16 protein-coding genes and 1 pseudogene are annotated in these 18,048 nt (G+C 66.9%); 11 read left to right on the forward strand and 6 right to left on the reverse strand.

Annotated elements, in window-relative coordinates; all coding sequences use genetic code 11:
- Window positions 1-106: 106 nt before the first annotated feature.
- From solA to CES90_RS17265, 3 genes are all read right to left on the reverse strand, one after another.
- Window positions 107-1,252, reverse strand: a complete 1,146-nt coding sequence (gene solA, locus CES90_RS17255; RefSeq protein ID WP_189784379.1) for an N-methyl-L-tryptophan oxidase — start codon at window positions 1,250-1,252, stop codon at window positions 107-109.
- A gap of 487 nt (window positions 1,253-1,739) precedes the next feature.
- Window positions 1,740-2,225, reverse strand: a complete 486-nt coding sequence (locus CES90_RS17260) for a RidA family protein (RefSeq protein WP_107467814.1) — start codon at window positions 2,223-2,225, stop codon at window positions 1,740-1,742.
- A gap of 48 nt (window positions 2,226-2,273) precedes the next feature.
- Window positions 2,274-2,870, reverse strand: coding sequence for a haloacid dehalogenase type II (locus CES90_RS17265; RefSeq protein WP_189784378.1), 597 nt, complete (start codon window positions 2,868-2,870; stop codon window positions 2,274-2,276).
- Between the two features lie 598 nt (window positions 2,871-3,468).
- Between CES90_RS17265 and CES90_RS17270 the strand changes: the two genes are divergently transcribed.
- A complete protein-coding gene (locus tag CES90_RS17270; protein ID WP_189784377.1) occupies window positions 3,469-4,155 on the forward strand; it encodes a GntR family transcriptional regulator in 687 nt (228 codons plus the stop codon).
- 538 nt (window positions 4,156-4,693) lie between these two features.
- On the opposite strand, the gene CES90_RS17275 is transcribed toward CES90_RS17270, so the two are convergent.
- Together CES90_RS17275 and CES90_RS17280 are read right to left on the reverse strand one after the other, a co-directional pair.
- Window positions 4,694-5,683 carry a threonine ammonia-lyase gene (locus CES90_RS17275; RefSeq protein ID WP_055542101.1) on the reverse strand — a complete coding sequence of 330 codons (990 nt, stop codon included), beginning with the start codon at window positions 5,681-5,683 and terminating at the stop codon, window positions 4,694-4,696.
- Between the two features lie 254 nt (window positions 5,684-5,937).
- Window positions 5,938-6,567 carry a GntR family transcriptional regulator gene (locus tag CES90_RS17280; protein ID WP_079055181.1) on the reverse strand — a complete coding sequence of 210 codons (630 nt, stop codon included), beginning with the start codon at window positions 6,565-6,567 and terminating at the stop codon, window positions 5,938-5,940.
- A gap of 219 nt (window positions 6,568-6,786) precedes the next feature.
- Here CES90_RS17280 and CES90_RS17285 point away from each other — a divergent pair, with 219 nt between their 5' ends.
- Together CES90_RS17285 and CES90_RS17290 are read left to right on the forward strand one after the other, a co-directional pair.
- Entirely contained in the window at window positions 6,787-7,815 is a 1,029-nt protein-coding gene (locus CES90_RS17285; protein WP_206188010.1) for an Ldh family oxidoreductase, read from the forward strand.
- 29 nt (window positions 7,816-7,844) lie between these two features.
- Window positions 7,845-9,086 carry an iron-containing alcohol dehydrogenase gene (locus CES90_RS17290; protein WP_189784376.1) on the forward strand — a complete coding sequence of 414 codons (1,242 nt, stop codon included), beginning with the start codon at window positions 7,845-7,847 and terminating at the stop codon, window positions 9,084-9,086.
- A gap of 385 nt (window positions 9,087-9,471) precedes the next feature.
- On the opposite strand, the pseudogene CES90_RS17295 reads toward CES90_RS17290, so the two are convergent.
- A pseudogene (locus CES90_RS17295) lies at window positions 9,472-9,890 on the reverse strand (IS701 family transposase); the annotation flags it as partial.
- Between the two features lie 514 nt (window positions 9,891-10,404).
- Here CES90_RS17295 and CES90_RS17300 point away from each other — a divergent pair.
- From CES90_RS17300 to CES90_RS17335, 8 genes are all read left to right on the forward strand, one after another.
- A complete protein-coding gene (locus CES90_RS17300) occupies window positions 10,405-10,890 on the forward strand; it encodes a RidA family protein (RefSeq protein WP_189784375.1) in 486 nt (161 codons plus the stop codon).
- Window positions 10,891-11,009: 119 nt separating this feature from the next.
- Window positions 11,010-12,116, forward strand: coding sequence for an alanine racemase (locus CES90_RS17305; RefSeq protein ID WP_189784374.1), 1,107 nt, complete (start codon window positions 11,010-11,012; stop codon window positions 12,114-12,116).
- Window positions 12,117-12,214: 98 nt separating this feature from the next.
- Window positions 12,215-12,949 carry an SDR family NAD(P)-dependent oxidoreductase gene (locus tag CES90_RS17310; RefSeq protein ID WP_189784373.1) on the forward strand — a complete coding sequence of 245 codons (735 nt, stop codon included), beginning with the start codon at window positions 12,215-12,217 and terminating at the stop codon, window positions 12,947-12,949.
- Between the two features lie 325 nt (window positions 12,950-13,274).
- On the forward strand, window positions 13,275-13,628 hold the full coding sequence (locus CES90_RS17315; RefSeq protein WP_055540584.1) for a cupin domain-containing protein: 354 nt from the start codon (window positions 13,275-13,277) through the stop codon (window positions 13,626-13,628).
- Between the two features lie 382 nt (window positions 13,629-14,010).
- A complete protein-coding gene (locus tag CES90_RS17320; protein WP_055540583.1) occupies window positions 14,011-15,117 on the forward strand; it encodes an ABC transporter substrate-binding protein in 1,107 nt (368 codons plus the stop codon).
- Window positions 15,110-16,249, forward strand: a complete 1,140-nt coding sequence (locus CES90_RS17325; RefSeq protein WP_055540582.1) for an ABC transporter ATP-binding protein — start codon at window positions 15,110-15,112, stop codon at window positions 16,247-16,249. Before CES90_RS17320 ends, CES90_RS17325 begins: the two co-directional genes overlap by 8 nt.
- A gap of 3 nt (window positions 16,250-16,252) precedes the next feature.
- Complete coding sequence (locus CES90_RS17330; protein WP_055540581.1) at window positions 16,253-17,134, forward strand: ABC transporter permease; 882 nt, start codon at window positions 16,253-16,255, stop codon at window positions 17,132-17,134.
- Window positions 17,131-17,997, forward strand: a complete 867-nt coding sequence (locus CES90_RS17335) for an ABC transporter permease (RefSeq protein WP_055540580.1) — start codon at window positions 17,131-17,133, stop codon at window positions 17,995-17,997. The genes CES90_RS17330 and CES90_RS17335 overlap by 4 nt, the downstream gene beginning before the upstream one ends.
- The last annotated feature ends 51 nt before the right edge of the window (window positions 17,998-18,048 follow it).

Here is an 18,048-nt window from a genome sequence, read left to right on the forward strand (position 1 = left end):
GACGGCCCAGGGGACGCGTTCGGCACATCAATAGATGAGTCGCACAACGACCGTCAGCCGGATGGCGATACCGAGACCACTTCGCCGAGGCGGCAGGAGGGGGCGGTTACCTGGTCTTGAACCGGTCCGGACGCACGAAGTCCAGGCCTTCGACGGTCTGCTTGCCGAGCGCCTCGTGTGCGGCGATGTGGCCGTAGCCGGGGGCCATCTTGAAGCCCTTGCCGGAGAATCCGGTGGCGCAGTAGATGCTGCTGTTCTGATCCAGCCAGCCGATGAGGGGATGCCTGTCCTGGGTGAAGAGGTCGGGGAAGGCGTCGGCGCGCGCGATGGTGGGGATCAGGCCGGGGAGGAACTCGGTGACGATCTCGGTGGTCTTGTCGATTTCTTCCCGGGTGAGTTCCCTGGGTACGGAGTTCGGGTCGGGGGTTGCCCGTGCGCGCCCGGCCAGCGGTCCGTCGATTGATGCCTTGACCGTCACGCCGTCGACGGCGGGTGCGCCGTACATGGAGCGATCCTCGTACCACCGGCTGAAGGCGGGGAAGTTCTCCGGCGAGAACTGGGTGCCGTCCTGGGCGATGAACCAGGTCAGGACGATCCGATGGGTTTCGGTGACGGCCTTGAGGTGGTCGGGCATGAGCTTTCGGGACCAGCCGCCCGAGGCGACGATGACCTTTTCGAATGTCCAGGTTCTGTCGCCCGAGGTGACGACGACGCCGTGGTCGGTTTCGGTGATGCTGTCCACGGGTGTGTTCTGAAGGACGGTGGCGCCGTTGGCCTGGGCCGCCGCGACGGCGGCGCTGACGGCGCGGTCGGTGCGCAGAACGCCGCCGCGGGGGTCGTGGACTGCGCAGTCGTCGGGGCGGAGGTTGTGCTGGGGATAGCGTTCCGCTATCTCCTCCCGGCTGAGGACGCTGTGCTCGGCTCCGTTGATACGCGCTGTCTCGAGGAGGCTGTTGATGAAGTTACTGTTTGCCGTCCCGATGGTGAGGCCGCCGGTGGTGGTGAGGATGTCCTGCCCGGTTTCCGCTTCGAGTTCGGCCCACAGGCCGCGGGAGCGTTCGATGATGGGGTAGTAGTCGGGCCTGCCGAGGTAGATCATGCGGAACAGGCGGGTGTCTCCGCCGACGGCGCTGCGGCCGTGGGCGGGGGTGGCTGCCTCGAAACCGACTACCGAGTCGGACAGTCGGGAGGCCTGCCACAGGGCCATGCTTCCGATGCTGCCCAAGCCGATGACGGCGAGTCGTGCGTCCATGAGAGCGTTCCTTTGCGTTTACTCGTGGAGTCCGGCGAGGCGGCTGCCGAACCGGGGGGCCGAGGCCTGAGGTCTGGCTGGAGTTCCTGCGTTCTTCCCAGCTGTCGGCGATGCCGAAGAGCTGGTACATGGCGTGAACACCCAGCCAGCGAACGGGTTTCGGTTCCCACTTCCGTGCCCGGTAGCCGACCCAGGGGAGGGTGCCGACTCGTCACCAGGCGTGATGCCGACCTTCTCTGGGAACCGCGTGGGCCGCTGCTGGAAGACGGTGTAGCCGGTGTCGACGGGGTTCGTTGCCCCGGGGATGCGCGAGGATTCCGGCGACGTGAGGAACAGGACGGCGTCAGTGATCTCGTCGGGAGGGCGAGGCGCCGGAGCGGGATCTGCCCCTCGCGTCGGCCAGCAGGATCTCCACTGGGGTGTCGATCGTGCTGGCAGAGGGCGTCGAGTGCCCGTCGAAGCCGGGCCACCGCCGCACTGCTCGCCGCTACACAGCGGTGCAGACGACCTGGATCTCGACGGGGGTGTTGAGCGGCAGCCCGGCGACACCGATCGCAGTGCGGGCGTGCCGCCCGTTCTCACCCAGTACCTCGATGAGCAGTTCACTGGCTGCGTTGGCGACGTTCGACTGCTGAGCGAAGTCCGGCGTGCTGGCCACGAAGACCAGCATCTGCACGATCCGGACCCGGTCCAGGTCGCCCACCGCCTGCGCAGCGGCAGCGAGACAGTTGAGCGCGGCATGGCGTGCGAGCTCCTGCGCGGTCTCCAGCTCCACGTCCCGGCCGACCACGCCCTGACCCAGCAGCTCGCCGTCCTTGAAGGGTAGTTGGCCGGAGAGGTGGATGATGGAGCCCACCGTCCGGTGGGGCACGAGGTACGTGGTGCCGGCGAGGGCGGGCAGCTTCAGCCCCAGGGCCTGGAGCCTTTCTGAAGCCGAGTCTCCCTTGACGGTTTGATACAGCGGCTGAGTCATGCCGCCACCCTCCTTCTGTGAATCATTTCCTCGGTTCTCCGATCGGGCTCAGGCGTCAGGGGCGCGGGAGGCCGAAGAGGACGGGGAGCTCGCCGCGGAGCGATGGTCGTACATCGGGCTGGCGGAGACGTGCACGAGCTCGTCGGGTGTCACGCCGAGCTTGTCGAGCATGTAGTCGAACGCGCCGAGTCGCGGCTTGTAGATGCCCATCTCCTCGGCGCTGATGACGACCTCGAACGGGGCCTTCAGGTTCTCCGCGAGGCGCTCGGCGTGCGCGGTGTCGCTGTTCGTGATGATCACCAGCGGGACTTCCTCGGCCAGGCGGTTCAGTGCCTCGGTGACACCGGGGTACGGGCCCCAGGTGGGGATGGTCTCGTACACCGCCCGCGCGTCCTCCTCGCGGTACTCGAGGCCGAGCTTGCGTGAGGTGCGCTCCATGGAGCGGGCGACGACCTGGTGGAACGGCTGGTACGCGCCCGTGCACTCGTCGATCCGGTACGCCTTGCAGATCCGCAGGTAGTCGTCGGCGACCTCGGCCGGCAGCCGGTCGCCCAGGACCTCGCGCATCGTGTCGTTGATGCTGAACTTGATCAGCGTGCCGTTCATGTCGAACGTCACGTACTTGGGCTTGGCATCGAATCCCACTGATCCTCCTCGTTCGTTAGTGGTCAGTGCTAGTCGATTGTCGACCATATTGTTGGTCGATTGTCGACCGAATACCCTCGACTGTCAACCTCGCGGAGGAGTGGCTCAGGCAGACAGACCCGGCGATGATCCGCTTCCAGAATGGATGAGGTGATCGGGGCGCAATCGCCTCTCGGCCGAGGTCGCCTCCGAGTTCGTGCAGGCCGGCTGAGCGCCAGGCTCATCGAGCAGGCCGCGAACAACGGCAATGTCACCGGTCAGCCAGGCGCTCAGCTACTGACGTGAAACCTGGTACCGACGCGATGAATGAGAAGCGTTGGCGTCCGGAAAGATGGAGATGGGCCCACAGCGCTTCCCCTCGTCGGCTGCGTCCGCTGCAGGTCTGCGAGCGTCGGTGCCGCCGGTCCAGCATCGGTCTGAGAACCAAACGGCCCCGAGGCGCCGCCTGTCACCGTGACCCGCGAACCGGATGGGGCGCCGTTGTGAATATCAGTGAGCTCCGTGCCTGGCAGTCAACTTGAGGTGTTGACGCCAGATCGGCGGGGGTATAGTCGACAAACGACCAGGTGGTCGGGTGTGAGCAGGGGAGGGTGACGGGGTGGACCACAAGTTCGAGTGGCAGGAGCAGCGGACGACGACGCCGGACGGTGTCTACCGCACGTTGCGTGCCGCCATCCTCGATGGAAGCGTCCCTCCTGGTGGCCAGCTGCGCGAGGCGCACATCGCCACGGATCTGGGGATCAGCCGGTCCCCGCTGCGCGAGGCCCTGACCAAGCTGGAGGAAGAAGGGCTCGTCGTAAAGATCCCTTACCGTGGCGCGTTCGTCGTGGAGGTGAGCGCGCGCGAGGTCGCCGAGATCGACTCGGTCCGGCTGCACGTCGAGCCGTACGCCGCCGAGCTCTCCGCCGAAGCGCTGCGCGGTGCTGAGCGGCCCCAGTTGCTGCAGACCGTCGAGGATCTGCGCCGGGCCATGGAGAAGGACGACATCCCGGCCAGCATCGACGCGCACCTCCGCTTCCACAGGCTCTTCTACGACCTCTCGGGCCACGGTGTCCTGCAGGGCATGTGGAACGGCTGGGAGACCAAGCTGCGCCTCTACCTCAGCGTCGATCACCGCACGTACAGCGACAACCCGCAGCAACTGGTCGTCGAGCACGAGAGGTTGGCCACGGTCGCCCTGGAAGGCGACACCGACGCGTTCCGCAAGGAACTGGCCGCCCACTTCCCCATGGGGCTGGGAGCCCGGACGGCAGTGCCAGGAGAACACGCGCCCCGGCACGCTTGAGGCCACGCCGACGTGCGTGAAGCGCGTCAAAGCCCGCTCGCCACCGTGACGTCGCACGCCCATGCCGAAACGGTGAGGATCAAGCTCGCACTCTCCACACGATCTGTAGTGGATCTTGAGTGAATCAGCTCCGCAGTGGGCGAGCCCACCACGCGTCGCGAGAACGTGTCCAGGACGACCGCGCAGTACACCTTGCTTTCGACTCGTGGAACAGGTCCGACGCAAACGATGGGACTCGCCGTGACGTCTGCATGCAGACCGTTCGTGGAGTCGACGCCCGATGACCTCGACAACCGATCGGTGCTAGGTCACGCCCGTCGGCGAGGGTCCCGGAGCTGGCGGGCATAACCCAGACGCCGATCAGTGCCCTATCACCGTCTTCACGGTGACGGGCGTCACGGCTGAGAGCAGACCAGGCACATGGCGTCGGCGGTGTTGATAGTCGCCCATGCCCTCAGCAGACGTTCGGGCCGACCTGGCCTCCTTCGCGGATCAGGTTCGGTGGGGCAAGGCTGGGCGTGATGCGCAGGAGTTTTGTCTACGGGCAAGCGCCGGCAGGCGTGTTCCGCGGTACCTTCTCAGCATCTGCGACCAGGCCGCTCAGGAATGCGGGATCAATGTTGCCTCCGGACACCACCGCCACCGCACGTCCTGCCGGCAGTTCGCGACGCCGGTGGAGGTACGCCGCTGTGGTGACCGCGCCGCTAGGCTCCGCTAGAAGCCGGGCCTCGACCGCGAGTCGTCTGGTGGCGTCTTCGATCTCGTCCTCGGTAACGGTCAAGATGTCGTGCACGTAGGCCTTCACATGTGGCCAGGCCATTTCGCCGAGGCTGGCAGTGCGCAACCCGTCGGCGATTGTTCGTGCCGTCTCCTGAGCAGCCCACGCCCGGAGTGCGCCGGTGTGAAGAGACTCCGCGGCGTCCGCGGCTAGCTCCGGCTCGACGCCGATCACTCGCGCGTTCGGCAGCAACGCCGCCGCGGCGGCCGCGATCCCCGCGATCAGTCCGCCGCCGGCCACTGGCACCAGGATTGTCGAGATGCCCGGGTCATCCGCGGCGATCTCCACGCCGATGGTGCCCTGCCCGGAAATAACGTCAAGGTTCTCGAACGGAGGAATGAGAGTCTTGCCCGTCTCTCGTGCGAACTCCTCCGGTCGGCTGTACTGCTCTTCGGGTGGCACCACCTCAACGACAGCGCCCAAGGCTCTGGTTGCTTCGATCTTTCGTGCCGGAGCGTTGTCCGGAATGAAGATGTGCGCCGCGATTCCAAGACTGCGGGCCACGTAGGCCACGGCCTGTGCGTGGTTGCCCGATGACATCGCGACGATACCTCGTTGGCGAGCCTCCGGCGCAAGGCGGGTGATTGCCGTTGTGGCACCACGAATCTTGAAGCTGCCCACCGGTTGCAGGCTCTCCGGCTTCAGTGAAAGTCCCTCCCACGGCGACACCATCAGAGGTGTCCGGAGGGCGTACCCGCGGATCCGCTCCGCCGCGTCCTGGATGGATTCAAGACTGACCAGCGCACTCATGGAACTCCTCATGTCTCACTTCTCGAAGGAACACAGGCCAGCCGAGACGGGCACGTCGGTGGTGGCCATCTCGATCCCCGCGGCCCCGCACGACCGCTAGGGCACTCTCGGTCACCTTGGGGCCGATCCCGTCGCCGGCATTGACGGCGATGTGCGGGACGTGCCCAGAGTCTTGAATGGTCGAAATGGACACGCCTCATGTGGGCAGGGCGTAGTGACATGGCACCGGTACAGATGGACAGCAGTGCCGGCAGCTACTCGAATGCCGAGCGGAGGCGCTTTTGCGAGCGACGGAGATGAGCGCGCATCGCGGCCGCCGCCCGCCGTGGATCGCGGTGCTCGATAGCCGAAACGATCTCCTCGTGCTCGTCGAGTGCGTCGTGGGTGACAGCACGGTCGACGTACAGGCGAAACAGGTGGACATGGGCATTGAGCCGGGAGACCGCGTCGCGCAGCGCTTCGTTGCGAGAGGCCTCGGCAATGGCTGAGTGCAGCTCGGCGTCGTGCCGCGCAAACGTGCCGTAGGGCACCACACCGTTGCGAGAAGCCTCGTAGGTCATCTCACTCTGGGTGCTGCGCATCTCCGCGAGCCTCTCCGGCGCGGGCTTCTCGGCTGCTAGCCGGGCCGCTTGCGGCTCGAGAAACGCACGAACTGCGAAGAGGTCATCGAACTGCCTGCGTGTCATCAACTCGCCGGCTCGGTAGCCGACAAGGTGGGTACGCGTGACCAGGCCCTCGGCCTCCAGAGTGGCCAGCGCTTGGCGTACCGGCGTCTGCGACACCCCCAGTTTGCGGGCGATTTCGTCGACCGCCATCCGGGCACCGGGCGGGATCTCCTGGGAGATCAACATGCCGAAGATCAGGTGGTACACCTCGGTGACCACCGGTCCCTTCCTGGGGACGTTCGCCGGTTGACTCGTCAACGCGGAACACTCCTGTCATCGGTTGATGCACTGGGAATCACTATGACATCCGATCGGATCTGACTCAAGATCCGATCGGATCCTTGCAGAATCCGATCGGATCGCTTCTTGAATCCGATCGGATCTACTGTCAGTCTCTGTGCAGTCATCGCAGGCCGACGCATGATGGAGGACCGCCCCGTGAGCACCCCGAACCCGCTTGGACAGCCGTTGGAGAAGCCGGTTCGCCTGCCCGTGGCCGAGCTTCGTGATTTGGCCGAGCGCGCGCTTCGATCCGCCGGCGTACCCGTGAAGGGGGCGCGGTGGCAGGCAGACCTACTGATCGACGCCGAGCTCAAAGGCCAGCCGTCGCACGGACTGCTCCGGCTTCCCCGGCTCGTGCGCCGAATCCGGGCCGGCGTCGCCGACCCGGAGACCACCGGGACCCACACGTGGATCGGACAGGCCCTCCTACAGGTCGAGGGCGGACAGGGGCTCGGACCCGTCGTGGCCCGGACCGCCCTGGACGTCGTGCAGGAGCGTGTCCACGAGACCGGGATCGCCGCCGCGTCGATCGCCTCCGCCAACCATCTCGGCATGTTGGCCTGGTACGCAGAGCATGTCGCGAAGCGCGGCCTCGTGTGCCTGGCCATGACCACCAGCGAAGCCCTGGTCCACCCTTACGGCGGGCGGCGGGCGCTGATCGGGACCAACCCGATCGCGGTCGGCGTCCCCGCCGAGCCCGAGCCGTTCGTGCTCGACATGGCCACCAGCCAGATCTCCATGGGAAAAGTCCACGCCCATGCTCTACGCGAGGAGCCCCTGGAGCCAGGGTGGGCGCTGGATGCCGACGGGGAGCCGACCGTCGATCCGCTGCGCGCGAAGGAGGGGGCGCTCGCCCCGTTCGGCGGGGCAAAGGGATACGGGCTGGGCCTCGCGATCGAGCTCATGGTGGCCTCGCTGACCGGCACCGCACTCGGGACGGGAATCACCGGCACGCTCGACTCGGTGCACCCCGCGACCAAGGGTGACCTCTTCGTACTGCTGCGACCGGCGGTAGTTCCCGGCCACCTCACTGACTACCTCACCGAGATCCGCGACAGCGGACCCGACCGCGCCGTCCTCGTCCCAGGCGACCGGGCCCGCGAGTGCCGTTCGCGCGCACTCGCAAACGGCGTCGAACTGCCGACTGCACTCGTGGCCGAGCTGCGAGCGCTCGACCACGCATGACGGACACGATCCCCAACGGAAGGAAACCGATGTCCCCAAGTAGCTCGGCCGGCATTGCTCCCACGTCCTCCTTCGGGCTGCTCCGCCAACCCCGCGAGGTGCTCTACGGAGCCGGCCAGCGGGCCGCCCTGGCTCCCATGGTCCTCGCTTTGGGCAACCAGGTGGTGCTCGTGACCGATGAGCGCATGGCCGGCGACCCGTTCTTCAACGACGTCGTCGTCGCCTTGCGGCGCAGAGGTGCCAGGGTCACCGTGTTCGACCAGGTCACGCCAGATCTGCCGGTCGGTGACGTCGACGCCGCAGTGGCCCACGTCCGTAGCTCGGAAGCCTCCGACCCCGAGGTCGTGGTGGGGATCGGCGGTGGGAGCTGCATCGACCTCGCCAAGGTGCTGGCTCTGGTGCTTCGGCACGGTGGCTCTCCGCGGGACTACTACGGCGAGTTCGCCGTACCGGGTCCCACGATCCCCGTCGTCGCGGTCCCGACCACCGCCGGCACCGGGTCCGAGGTCACTCCCGTCGCGGTGCTGAGCGACCCGGAAGCGGTGATGAAGGTCGGCATCTCATCGCCATACCTGATTCCGCACACCGCCGTCATCGACCCGGTGCTGACAGGCAGTTGCCCCAGCGGCCTCTCTGCGGCCTCGGGCGCCGACGCCCTCAGCCACCTCGTGGAATCGTTCACCGCGATCCGGCACGAGCCCACCTCCGAGCTGTACCAGGAGCGTGTTTTCGTCGGCAAGGGCGCCCTGACCGATGCCTACGCCCGTTACGGACTCGAGCTCGTCGGCCGCAGTCTGCGGACCTGCGTGCACACCGGCGGCGAGGGCCCGCACCGCGACGACATGGCCATGGCGGCGCTGTGTGGCGGATTCGCGCTCGGCACAGCCGGCACTGCCGTCGCGCACGCCTTCCAGTACCCCATCGGCGCCCTCACCCACACCGCGCACGGAGTCGGGGTCGGCTGTCTGTTGCCGTACGCCATGGCTTTCAACGCCGAGGCGCGCCCGGAGGAGACCTCCGAAATCGGCCGCTTGCTCGGTGCCGGGGAGAACGTGACCCCTCAGGGCGCCGTACGGGCCGTCGCCGACCTGCTCTCCGACATCGGGATCCCTGCCACCCTCGCCGACCTCGGTGTCACCTACGACCAGCTCGACGAGATCGCTGAGAACGGTCTGAGAGCTCGTCGGCTGGTGCAGAACAACCCGGTGCCCCTCGGCGCCGTGGAGGCGCGCGAACTGGTCGAACTCGCCTTCACCGGAAAGCTTCCCTGACCCTTTGCTGTCGTAGCCGCTACCACCCACCCGAAACGGAGAAGCCCATGACCGAAGTTCTAGTACTCCAGCAGCACTTTCACGTTTTCCCTGGTCAGGGGCGGTTTGGGTCACTGTAGTGGACTGATTGCCGACCCGTGTTCTCTTTCCCGGGCCGCCCCTCGATCGTGTGCAGCCGCCGCTGATAGTGACATCGGCGAGCGACGGCTTGGCGCCGTCGGCGCCAGTGAGACCATCTCAGCGCGCGCGTGCTCATCAGGGACGGGCCAACGGCAGTGGGTGAGGTGACAGTTGCCAGGAGCCGCCGAACTTCTGCCACGGTGAGGGGCGCGAGGCAGGAACCATTTCTGCTGCCCCTTTTGCCGCGGCGTCGGCAGCTATGAACCCGGTCCACCAGGGCGCGTCCGCGTGTGGTGGCGTAGGCGGCGTACTCACCGATCTTGCAGTTCTCGGTGCGGCCGGCGGTCCCGGAGTACTGGTGCTGCACGCCGGAGGAGGTGGTGCCCTTCTTGAGGAAGCGGTGTCGTCGAGGATGAGGATCCCGCCGGGTTCGCTGAGCCGTTCGGCTACGTAGTGCTGGAGGCCGTCGCGGAGCTCGTCGGCCTTCCAGCGGACGCGGTTGAGGAGCCTTTGGAGGTGGTCGGGTGTGCGGTGTCCGGCGTGTTCGGCCAGCTGCCAGCCGTTTGTGCGTCCGACCGGGCCCAGCAGTCCACGGATGTAGTCACGCATCCTGCGACGCGGTTGCACGCGCCTGAAGCGGTGGCCGGTACGCAGGAACCGTTCCTTGAGTTCGTTGTTCCAGATCTCAACTCCGGCTCGTCGATCACGCCGGGAGGCTGCCCAGTGCGTTCAAAGACGCAAAATCTGGCTGAAGTCGTACCTGAGGATCTTGAGCAGGCCGAACGCCATGTCGGAGTACTCGTGGTACTCGTAGCTGTCCCAGCGCTACCGCGCGTGCTCATACGCCGTCTTCGGCTGCTTGGTGAGGCCGGCCACGCACATGGACCGTCCATGCCGAAGCGGATAAAACCGGTGAGCCAGGTCCCGGCGTCGACCGTCGCCTCCAGCAGCGGTAGTGCAGCCGCATGCGGTGTTCCGAGGTTGTATTCGAGACTGAACTTGGTATTGACAGCGCTCAACAGGCGCCCATATGGTCGACAAACGACAAAAGGTGGCTAGTTTAAGCCACGATACGGCGTTTTATCGCCACTGTTACTCGAGGAGAGAGCCGAGTGCAGATGATCAAGATTCGTATGAAACAGCCACTTATCGACAACCGCACGGGTCTGTTCCTCGTGCCGTCCGCAGAGGTGACGCGATGAGCCAGTCCGTGGCGTCAGCAGTGAGCACTGGTTCGGCTTCCGATCGGCTCAAGGCTTTGGGTCTCGCCCTTCCCGAACTCGCCGACAACCCGTACTACGTGCACCACCGGTCGGTGGGCTCCAGCATCTACATCTCGGGCCAGCTGCCTTACAAGGACGGTTGGTTGCTGGGGCAGGGCATTGTCGGCGGGGACGTGGAGCTGGAGACGGCGCGGTCACTGGCCCGCCATGCCGTGCTCAACTGCCTCGCCGCGGCTGTGCAGGCGGTGGGTGATCTGGAGCGGGTCCGGATCGTGCAGATGCTGGTCTTCGTCGCCAGTACGCCGGACTTCGGTCAGCAGTCGCAGGTCGCCAACGCGGCCAGTGAGCTGCTGATCGAGGTGCTGGGTGAGAACGGGCGGCACGCCCGCACTGCGATCGGTGTCACCGGTCTGCCGCTCAACAGTCCGGTGGAGATCCAGATGGTCTGCACCGCTGCGTAGGCAGACCCGAAGGCGGTGTACGCCATTGCGCGCGCTATCGCGGACCGCGCGCTCAGCATTTAGGGGAGTCAGCACCCGCGCCCCTCGGTCATTCCAGGCAGAACCACAAGGAGGGCAGCGTGAACCGGCTGCAACGAGTCCTCGACGCTCTGGTCGAGCGGATCGACACCCCCGCGCCGATCGTGCTGGTCGACGTCATGCAGGGCAACATCGACCGCGTCCAGGGTTTCGCCGACCAGCACAACCTGCAGGTCAGGCCGCACGTCAAGACGCACAAGTGCGTGGAGATCGGGCGACGCCAGATCGAGGCGGGCGCGGTCGGAATCACCGCGGGCAATGTCGGTGAGGCCGAGGTCTTCGCCGCGGCCGGGTTCGACGACATCTTCCTCGCCTACCCGATCTGGGCCGCGGGGTCGAAGAAGCCCCGGATCCGCCGGCTCGCCGAGTCCGCCCGGCTGCGGGTCGGCGTAGAAAACGTCGCGGCGATCGAGGCGCTCGCCGACGCGATGGGAGACGAACCGGACCGGCTGCAGGTCGTGATCGAGGTCGACTGCGGTGCCCGTCGTTCCGGGGCGCCACCCGAGGCCGCGGGCGAACTCGCGCTCGCCGCCCGCAAGCGCGGTCTGGTGCCGGTGGGCGTCTTCACCTATCCCGGTCACGGTGGTGCCGACCAGGACGCTCGCCGACGCGCCGCGCAGGACCAGGAAGCCACGCTCACCGCCGCGGTACGCGGCCTCGAAGGCGTCGGGGTCACCGCGGAGGTGGTCAGCGCGGGCTCCACTCCCACCCTGGAGTTCTCCACCAGCGGCGTGATCACCGAGATCCGTCCGGGCGAGTATGTCTTCGGAGATCTGAACAATGCCCGGCTCGGCGCCTGCACGGAGGACCAGATCGCGCTGTTCGTCGCCGGGACCGTGGTCAGTGACTGGGTCCCCGGTCAGGTCATCCTCGATGTGGGCAACAAGGCCCTCAGCAAGGAAGGCAGCCCCGAGATCGGCTACGGCGGCATCGCCGGCACGACAGCGGTCCTGTCCAAGGTCAACGAGTACCACGGGTTCCTCCCGCTGCCGGACGGCGAGTTCCGCCCCGGCGTCGGCAGCGTCGTACCGGTCGTGCCGAACCACGTGTGCCCGGTCGTCCTCGGCTTCGAGGAACTCATCGTCACCGACAGCACGGGCACCTCGCTGGAGCGCTGGCCCGTCGACGCCCGCGGATTCCTCAACTGACCGGCATGGCACGAGACTCCCGTCCTCCCCGAGCCCCCACCCCTGACCGACCTCCCCCGTAAGAGGAGTGCCTGACATGCGTATGAGGAGTGCCTGACATGAGACTCAAGAACGTCACGGCCCTGGTGACAGGCGCCAGCAGTGGCATAGGGCAGGCGGTGAGTTCCCACTTCCGCCGGGAGGGCGGACGGCTGCTGCTCACTGGCCGCAAGGAGCGGCTCGACAGCGCTCAGCCAGACGACCTATACATTCCCGGAGACCTCAACGACGAGACGTTCGTCGAGCACCTGGCCAAGCAGGCCGCGGAGTCCTTCGGCACCGTCGACGTCGTCGTCCTCAACCACGGTCTGCAGGCCGACGGTCCACTCACCGAGATGGCCTGCGACGACGCGAGGAACGTACTGGAGAGCAACCTGCTCAGCGCGTTCCTGGTGATGAAGCACTTCGCGCCGCTCATGCCCGAGACCGGCGGCTCGTTCGTCTGCGTCAGCTCACGGCTGGGCATGGTCGGCATGGCAGGGCAGGTCCTGTACTCCGCCGCCAAGGGGGGCCTCATCATGCTCGCCAAGGGCGCGGCGATCGAGTGGGCCCCGCGCAACATCCGCGTCAACGTCGTCGCCCCTGGCCTGACCGCCACCCCGATCATCGAAGCGGCGTTCCAGCGCAGGCCCGACCCCGAGGCCTACCGCCGCCAGCGCGAGAGCACGATCCCGCTCCAGCGCCTCGCCACCCCCGAAGAGGTCGCCGACGCGGTGCTCTTCTTCGCGTCGTCGGAGTCGTCGTACGTGACCGGATCGGTCCTGACCGTCGACGGCGGGTACACCGCCGGCTGAGCCCCTGCTTGGCATCACCACCAGCAAGGGACTGAACAACCTGCACTGTCTCGCCTTCTGTCTCGGACATCCGCCGATCGCGGCATGAACTGTCGAACCGCGCCGAGCACGTGCCTCATGCCACCGCGCTCGAACAAGGCCACCCACGGTGCGCCCATGCCGACAACCGCATCCGAGCCACCCGGCCAACCCCGGCACCAGCCACGACGCCTCGCCGGCCTCCACACATCTGGAACGGGCCCCACCCACGAGCGTGTGCCAGACGCCGCTCGACAGCAGCTCATCGACAGTGGCCGCCAATCCCTCAAGCTCCCAAAGGAAAGACATGTCGCTCCTGAAGGCCATCGACACCAATCCCTCTTTCGCGCCGCGAGAGTCCGGCCCGCTCCCGGAACGCTTGATCTCCGGCGAACCCGCCTTCAAGACCTGGGCTCAGGACGTCGCCCGTGGGGAGTCCATCCATACGGGCGTCTGGGAAGCGACGCCCGGCGAGATGCGCTCGATCAAGGGCGAGACCTTCGAGTTCTGCCACATCCTCTCCGGCGTCGTCGAACTCACACCCGAAGGCGGCGAGCCGGTGATCTACAAGGCCGGCGACAGTTTCGTCATGAAGCCGGGCTACGTCGGTGTCTGGAAGACCATCGAAACCGTGCGCAAGATCTACGTGACCGTAATGTGATCCCGATGCCGCGCACCCCGATCGTCTTCGGGATCTTTCGCCAAGCTACCCGCTGAGTTGTCGCCGGCGCAGACAAACCGATCGGCCCGTCCTTCAGCCGCAAACCCGGCTCTGCTTCATCCCTCACCACGCCCTCATACCGCGGCTCTGGTGAAGACCCCCCACTCCGCTGATCACCGCCTGCCAGGGCTCCAGCTTCCCCACCGCCATCAATCGGCGTCGCTCTGACGACAAGGTCGTCGACGCCCCCAAAGCGGCGATCGGCAACGCAGGCGGGCGATGCTCTGCCCGCCTTAGTCACACTGCACCACCCCCCCCCGCACCTGCGAGGTAAAGCCCCCGCACAGCTGGTCCCACGCGTCCCCAGATGAGGAGTATTGCCATGAGTGATGCCCAGATCGGTCGTAGAGCGCTCCTGCGCGGAGCAGGCGGTCTGACCGCCCTCGCCGCTCTTCCTTCCCTCTCCGCCTGCGGTACCGGCTCCAGCCGGACGGCCGGTGGGAGTGGTGGCAAGGGCGGCAGTAAGACGGTGGTCGTCCGTGACAGCGGCGGTTCCTGGGGCGCGGCTCTCCAGAAGGCGATCTACACGCCGTTCACGCAGGAGACCGGCATCCAGGTGAAGGTGCTGAACCTGGACGACGCTCCGCTGCTGGCGCAGATCAAGCAGGGCCGGCCGCAGTGCGACCTCATCAACAACTCGATGATGTCCCACTTCAAGTACGTCAAGCAGGACGCGCTGGAGGCGCTGGATCTCGACCGGGTCAAGAGTGTGAAGAGCGCGAAGATCCCCGAGGCCCAGATCACCGACCATGCCGTCGGCTACGGCTTCTACGGCCAGTGCATCGCCTACCGCACGGACGCCTTCGGCGGCAGGAAGCCGGAGTCGTGGGCGGACTTCTGGGACACCAAGGCGTTCAAGGGTTCCCGCGCGATGGTTCACCCGGACGGTGACCTGCCGGAGTTGGAGTTCGCGCTGCTGGCCGACGGTGTCCCGATGGACAAGCTGTACCCGCTCGATGTGGACCGCGCCTTCAAGGTGATGACCGAGCTGCGGTCCAACATCAAGAAGTTCTGGGACAGTGGCCCGCTCCCGGGTGTGCTGCTGAGCCGCGAGGAGGTGACGATGTCCACCGTGTGGGACGGTCGTCTCGCCGATCTGCAGAAGCAGGGTGTGCCGGTGGAGCGGCAGCTCAACGGTACGCGCCGTCAGTTCTCGGGTTATGCCATCGCCAAGGGCGCGGCGAACCTGGACGCCGCCTACAAGCTGATGGACTTCTCGCTGCGGGCGGAGAGTCAGGCCAATATCGTCAAGTTCTTCCCGTCGAACCCGTCTTCTCCGGTGGCCTACGGCAAGCTGACCGAGGAGCAGCGCAACGCGTCCGCGGGTGCGCCGAAGTACTACGACAAGGGCTTCGACGCGGATGTCGAGTGGTGGCTGAAGAACGAGTCGGCCGTCACCAAGCGCTGGTTGGAGTGGGCTCGTGGCTGAATTCGGTGTCGCCGCACCGTCCGTCAAGGTGGCCGGCGGCAAGCCGGCCACCGCGACCGGCAAAGCGCTGTCGGTGGTGGCCCTGCGCAAGACCTACGGCGATGTCGTCGCCGTCGACGAGGCGTCCATGGAGATCGCGGCGGGTGAGTTCGTCACCTTCCTCGGCTCCTCCGGGTCGGGCAAGACCACGACGCTGATGATGATCGCCGGGTTCTGCGAGCCCGACTCCGGCACCATCACCGTCGGCGGCCGCGATGTGACGCGCCTGGCGCCGCAGAAGCGGGGCCTGGGCTTCGTCTTCCAGCAGTACCTGCTCTTCCCGCACATGACCGTCAGCGAGAACGTCGCCTTCCCCCTCACCTTGCGCGGAGTGCCGAAGGACGAGATCCGCCGCCGGGTGGGGGAGACGCTGGAGATCGCGGGCCTGTCCGGATTCGGCGGCCGCAAGCCGCGTGAGCTGTCCGGCGGCCAGCAGCAGCGTGTGGCCCTGTGCCGGGCGCTGGTCTACCGACCGCCGGTCATCCTCATGGACGAACCCCTCGGCGCCCTGGACAAGAAGCTCCGCGACCAGCTGCAGATCGAGATCAAGTCCATCCAGCAGGAACTGGGCCTGACGGTCATCTACGTGACGCACGATCAGGAAGAAGCGCTGGTGATGTCCGATCGCATCGCGGTGATGCGCAACGGTCTGATCGAGCAGTTCGACACCCCCCGCGAGCTGTTCGAGCGGCCCAAGACCCCCTTTGTGGCGGACTTCCTGGGCGCGGCGAACTTCCTGCCGGGCCGGGTGGAGAAGCACGACGGCGAGCACACCCTGGTCCGCCTCACCCAGTCCGGTGGCCTGCTGACGGCGCGCCGTCACCAACTGGCCCCCGGCACGCAGGTGAAGGTCGCCGTGCAGCCGGGCCGGCTGCGGGCCAGCGCCGCCGACGACGGCTTCTGTACCGGCACCGTCGAGACCGCCACCTATGTGGGCACCCTGGTGCGCGCCGGCGTACGCATCGACGGTGATGACGGGCCGCTGCTGCGCCTGGAAGTCCCCGCAGGCCGCGGCCCCGTCGCGGGCGAGCGGGTCGGGATCACCGTGGACGCGGACGACGTGAACCTCTTCCCGACCGAACAGGGCGGGTGAGTCATGGCCGCCACCCTCACCGCAGGCGCTCCCGCCCGCCCCCGCAAGCTCCTGGCCTCACGCAGGACCCGCGTCGGGATCCTCTACGCGTTGCCGGTCGTCGTGTATCTGCTGGTGCTGTTCGTCTACCCGATCTTCTCCACGCTGCTGCTCAGCCTGAAGGACGCGGACGGATCGTTCACGCTGCACTGGTATGCCGACGCACTGACGGGCGTGAACCTGTCGGTGCTGTTCACCACGCTGCGGATCTCCGCGGAGACCGCGGTGCTGAGTCTGGTGTTCGGGTTCGTCCTGGCCCAGGCGATCTCCCGGCTGAAGCCGGTGTGGGCGGGTCTGGCGATGCTGGTCGTGGTCGTCCCGCACTTCGTCTCCGCGCTGGTGCGCACCTACGGCTGGATCATCATGCTCGGCGACAGGGGACTGGTGAACGAGTGGCTCCCAGGCGGGCCGTACCAACTGCTTTACAACGAACTCGGCGTCGTGATCGGCACCACGTCGATGATGCTCCCTTACACCGTGCTGCTGCTCTACGGCGTGATGCGCGGAGTCGACCGCCGCCTGCTCGCCGCCGCGGCGAGCATGGGCGCGGGACGGGTGACGATCTTCCGCCGCGTCTACCTGCCCCTCGTGGCCCCCGGCCTGGCCAGCGCCGGACTCCTCAGCTTCATCCTCTCGCTGGGCTACTACATCACCCCGGCGCTGATGGGCGGCCCGAACCAGACGATGATCGCCACCCTCATCAACCAGCAGGTCACCAAGGAGAACCAGTGGAACGGGGCGGCCGCTCAGGGCGTCATCCTGCTGGTCCTCACCCTGGCCGGACTGCTCCTGGTCAAGGTCGTCAGCTCCCTGGGCGCCAGCCGCAGGAGGAGGAACGGATCATGATGGAGCTGCGCAAGACCCTCACCGGCAAGATCGCCCTGACCGCCGTGGCCACCGTGATCCTGCTGTTCCTGGCCCTGCCCATCGTCGTCATCCTCGTCACCTCCTTCAGCAACAACGCCTTCGCCTCCTTCCCACCCGACACGTGGACGCTGAACTGGTACAAGGCCCTCTTCGCCGACGGCAGCAAATGGCCCGCCGCACTCTCCCTGTCCGCCCTCGTCGCCGCCCTGAGCACCGTCTTCTCCCTCATCATCGGGGTGACGGCGGCGACCGCCCTGGTCCGCAGCGAACTCCCGCTGCGCTCGGCGGTCTTCGCCCTGGTCCTCGGCCCCCTCCTCATCCCCCAGATCGTCACCGCACTGGGCCTGTTCCTGCTGTTCGAGCCCGCGGCGATGCTGGGCAGCCCGATCGCCATCGCGCTCGGCCACACCGTGCTCGCCTCACCCATCGCGGTGCTGATCCTGATCGCGACGCTGCGCGGGATCGACGAACGGCTGGAGGACGCCGCCGCCAGCATGGGCGCCGGCCGGCTCACCATCGCCCGGCGCATCACCTTCCCACTCGCCGCGCCGGGGATGATCGCGGCGGCGATCTTCTCCTTCATCACCAGCTTCGACGAGTTCTACATCTCCCAATTCCTCTCCTCCGTCGACACCGTCACCCTCCCGGTGCAGGTCTACAACTCCCTCACCTTCGAGATCGACCCCAGCGTCACCGCCGTCAGCGCCATCCTCATCGCCTTCGCCATCCTCGCCCTCGGCCTCGTCGCCCTGGTCCGCTGGCTCGGCTCCGGACGACAGGAATCCCTCCTCTCCGTCGAGAACACCGTCGGCGTCGCCAACCCCGCAGGTGACGCCGTATGACCGCCCACCGATCGTGCTCCCTCGACCACACCAGTCTTCGATCAGCGAAAG

The organism is Streptomyces capitiformicae, assembly GCF_002214185.1.
Taxonomy (GTDB): domain Bacteria; phylum Actinomycetota; class Actinomycetes; order Streptomycetales; family Streptomycetaceae; genus Streptomyces; species Streptomyces capitiformicae.

Coding starts and splice junctions, on each gene's coding strand:
- CES90_RS17260 (WP_107467814.1), bottom strand. CDS start 2,225: ATGACTCAGCCGCTGTATCAAACCGTCAAGGGAGACTCGGCTTCAGAA.
- CES90_RS17310 (WP_189784373.1), top strand. CDS start 12,215: ATGAGACTCAAGAACGTCACGGCCCTGGTGACAGGCGCCAGCAGTGGC.
- CES90_RS17330 (WP_055540581.1), top strand. CDS start 16,253: ATGGCCGCCACCCTCACCGCAGGCGCTCCCGCCCGCCCCCGCAAGCTC.
- CES90_RS17335 (WP_055540580.1), top strand. CDS start 17,131: ATGATGGAGCTGCGCAAGACCCTCACCGGCAAGATCGCCCTGACCGCC.
- CES90_RS17300 (WP_189784375.1), top strand. CDS start 10,405: ATGAGCCAGTCCGTGGCGTCAGCAGTGAGCACTGGTTCGGCTTCCGAT.
- CES90_RS17315 (WP_055540584.1), top strand. CDS start 13,275: ATGTCGCTCCTGAAGGCCATCGACACCAATCCCTCTTTCGCGCCGCGA.
- CES90_RS17290 (WP_189784376.1), top strand. CDS start 7,845: ATGTCCCCAAGTAGCTCGGCCGGCATTGCTCCCACGTCCTCCTTCGGG.
- CES90_RS17320 (WP_055540583.1), top strand. CDS start 14,011: ATGAGTGATGCCCAGATCGGTCGTAGAGCGCTCCTGCGCGGAGCAGGC.
- CES90_RS17275 (WP_055542101.1), bottom strand. CDS start 5,683: ATGAGTGCGCTGGTCAGTCTTGAATCCATCCAGGACGCGGCGGAGCGG.
- solA (WP_189784379.1), bottom strand. CDS start 1,252: ATGGACGCACGACTCGCCGTCATCGGCTTGGGCAGCATCGGAAGCATG.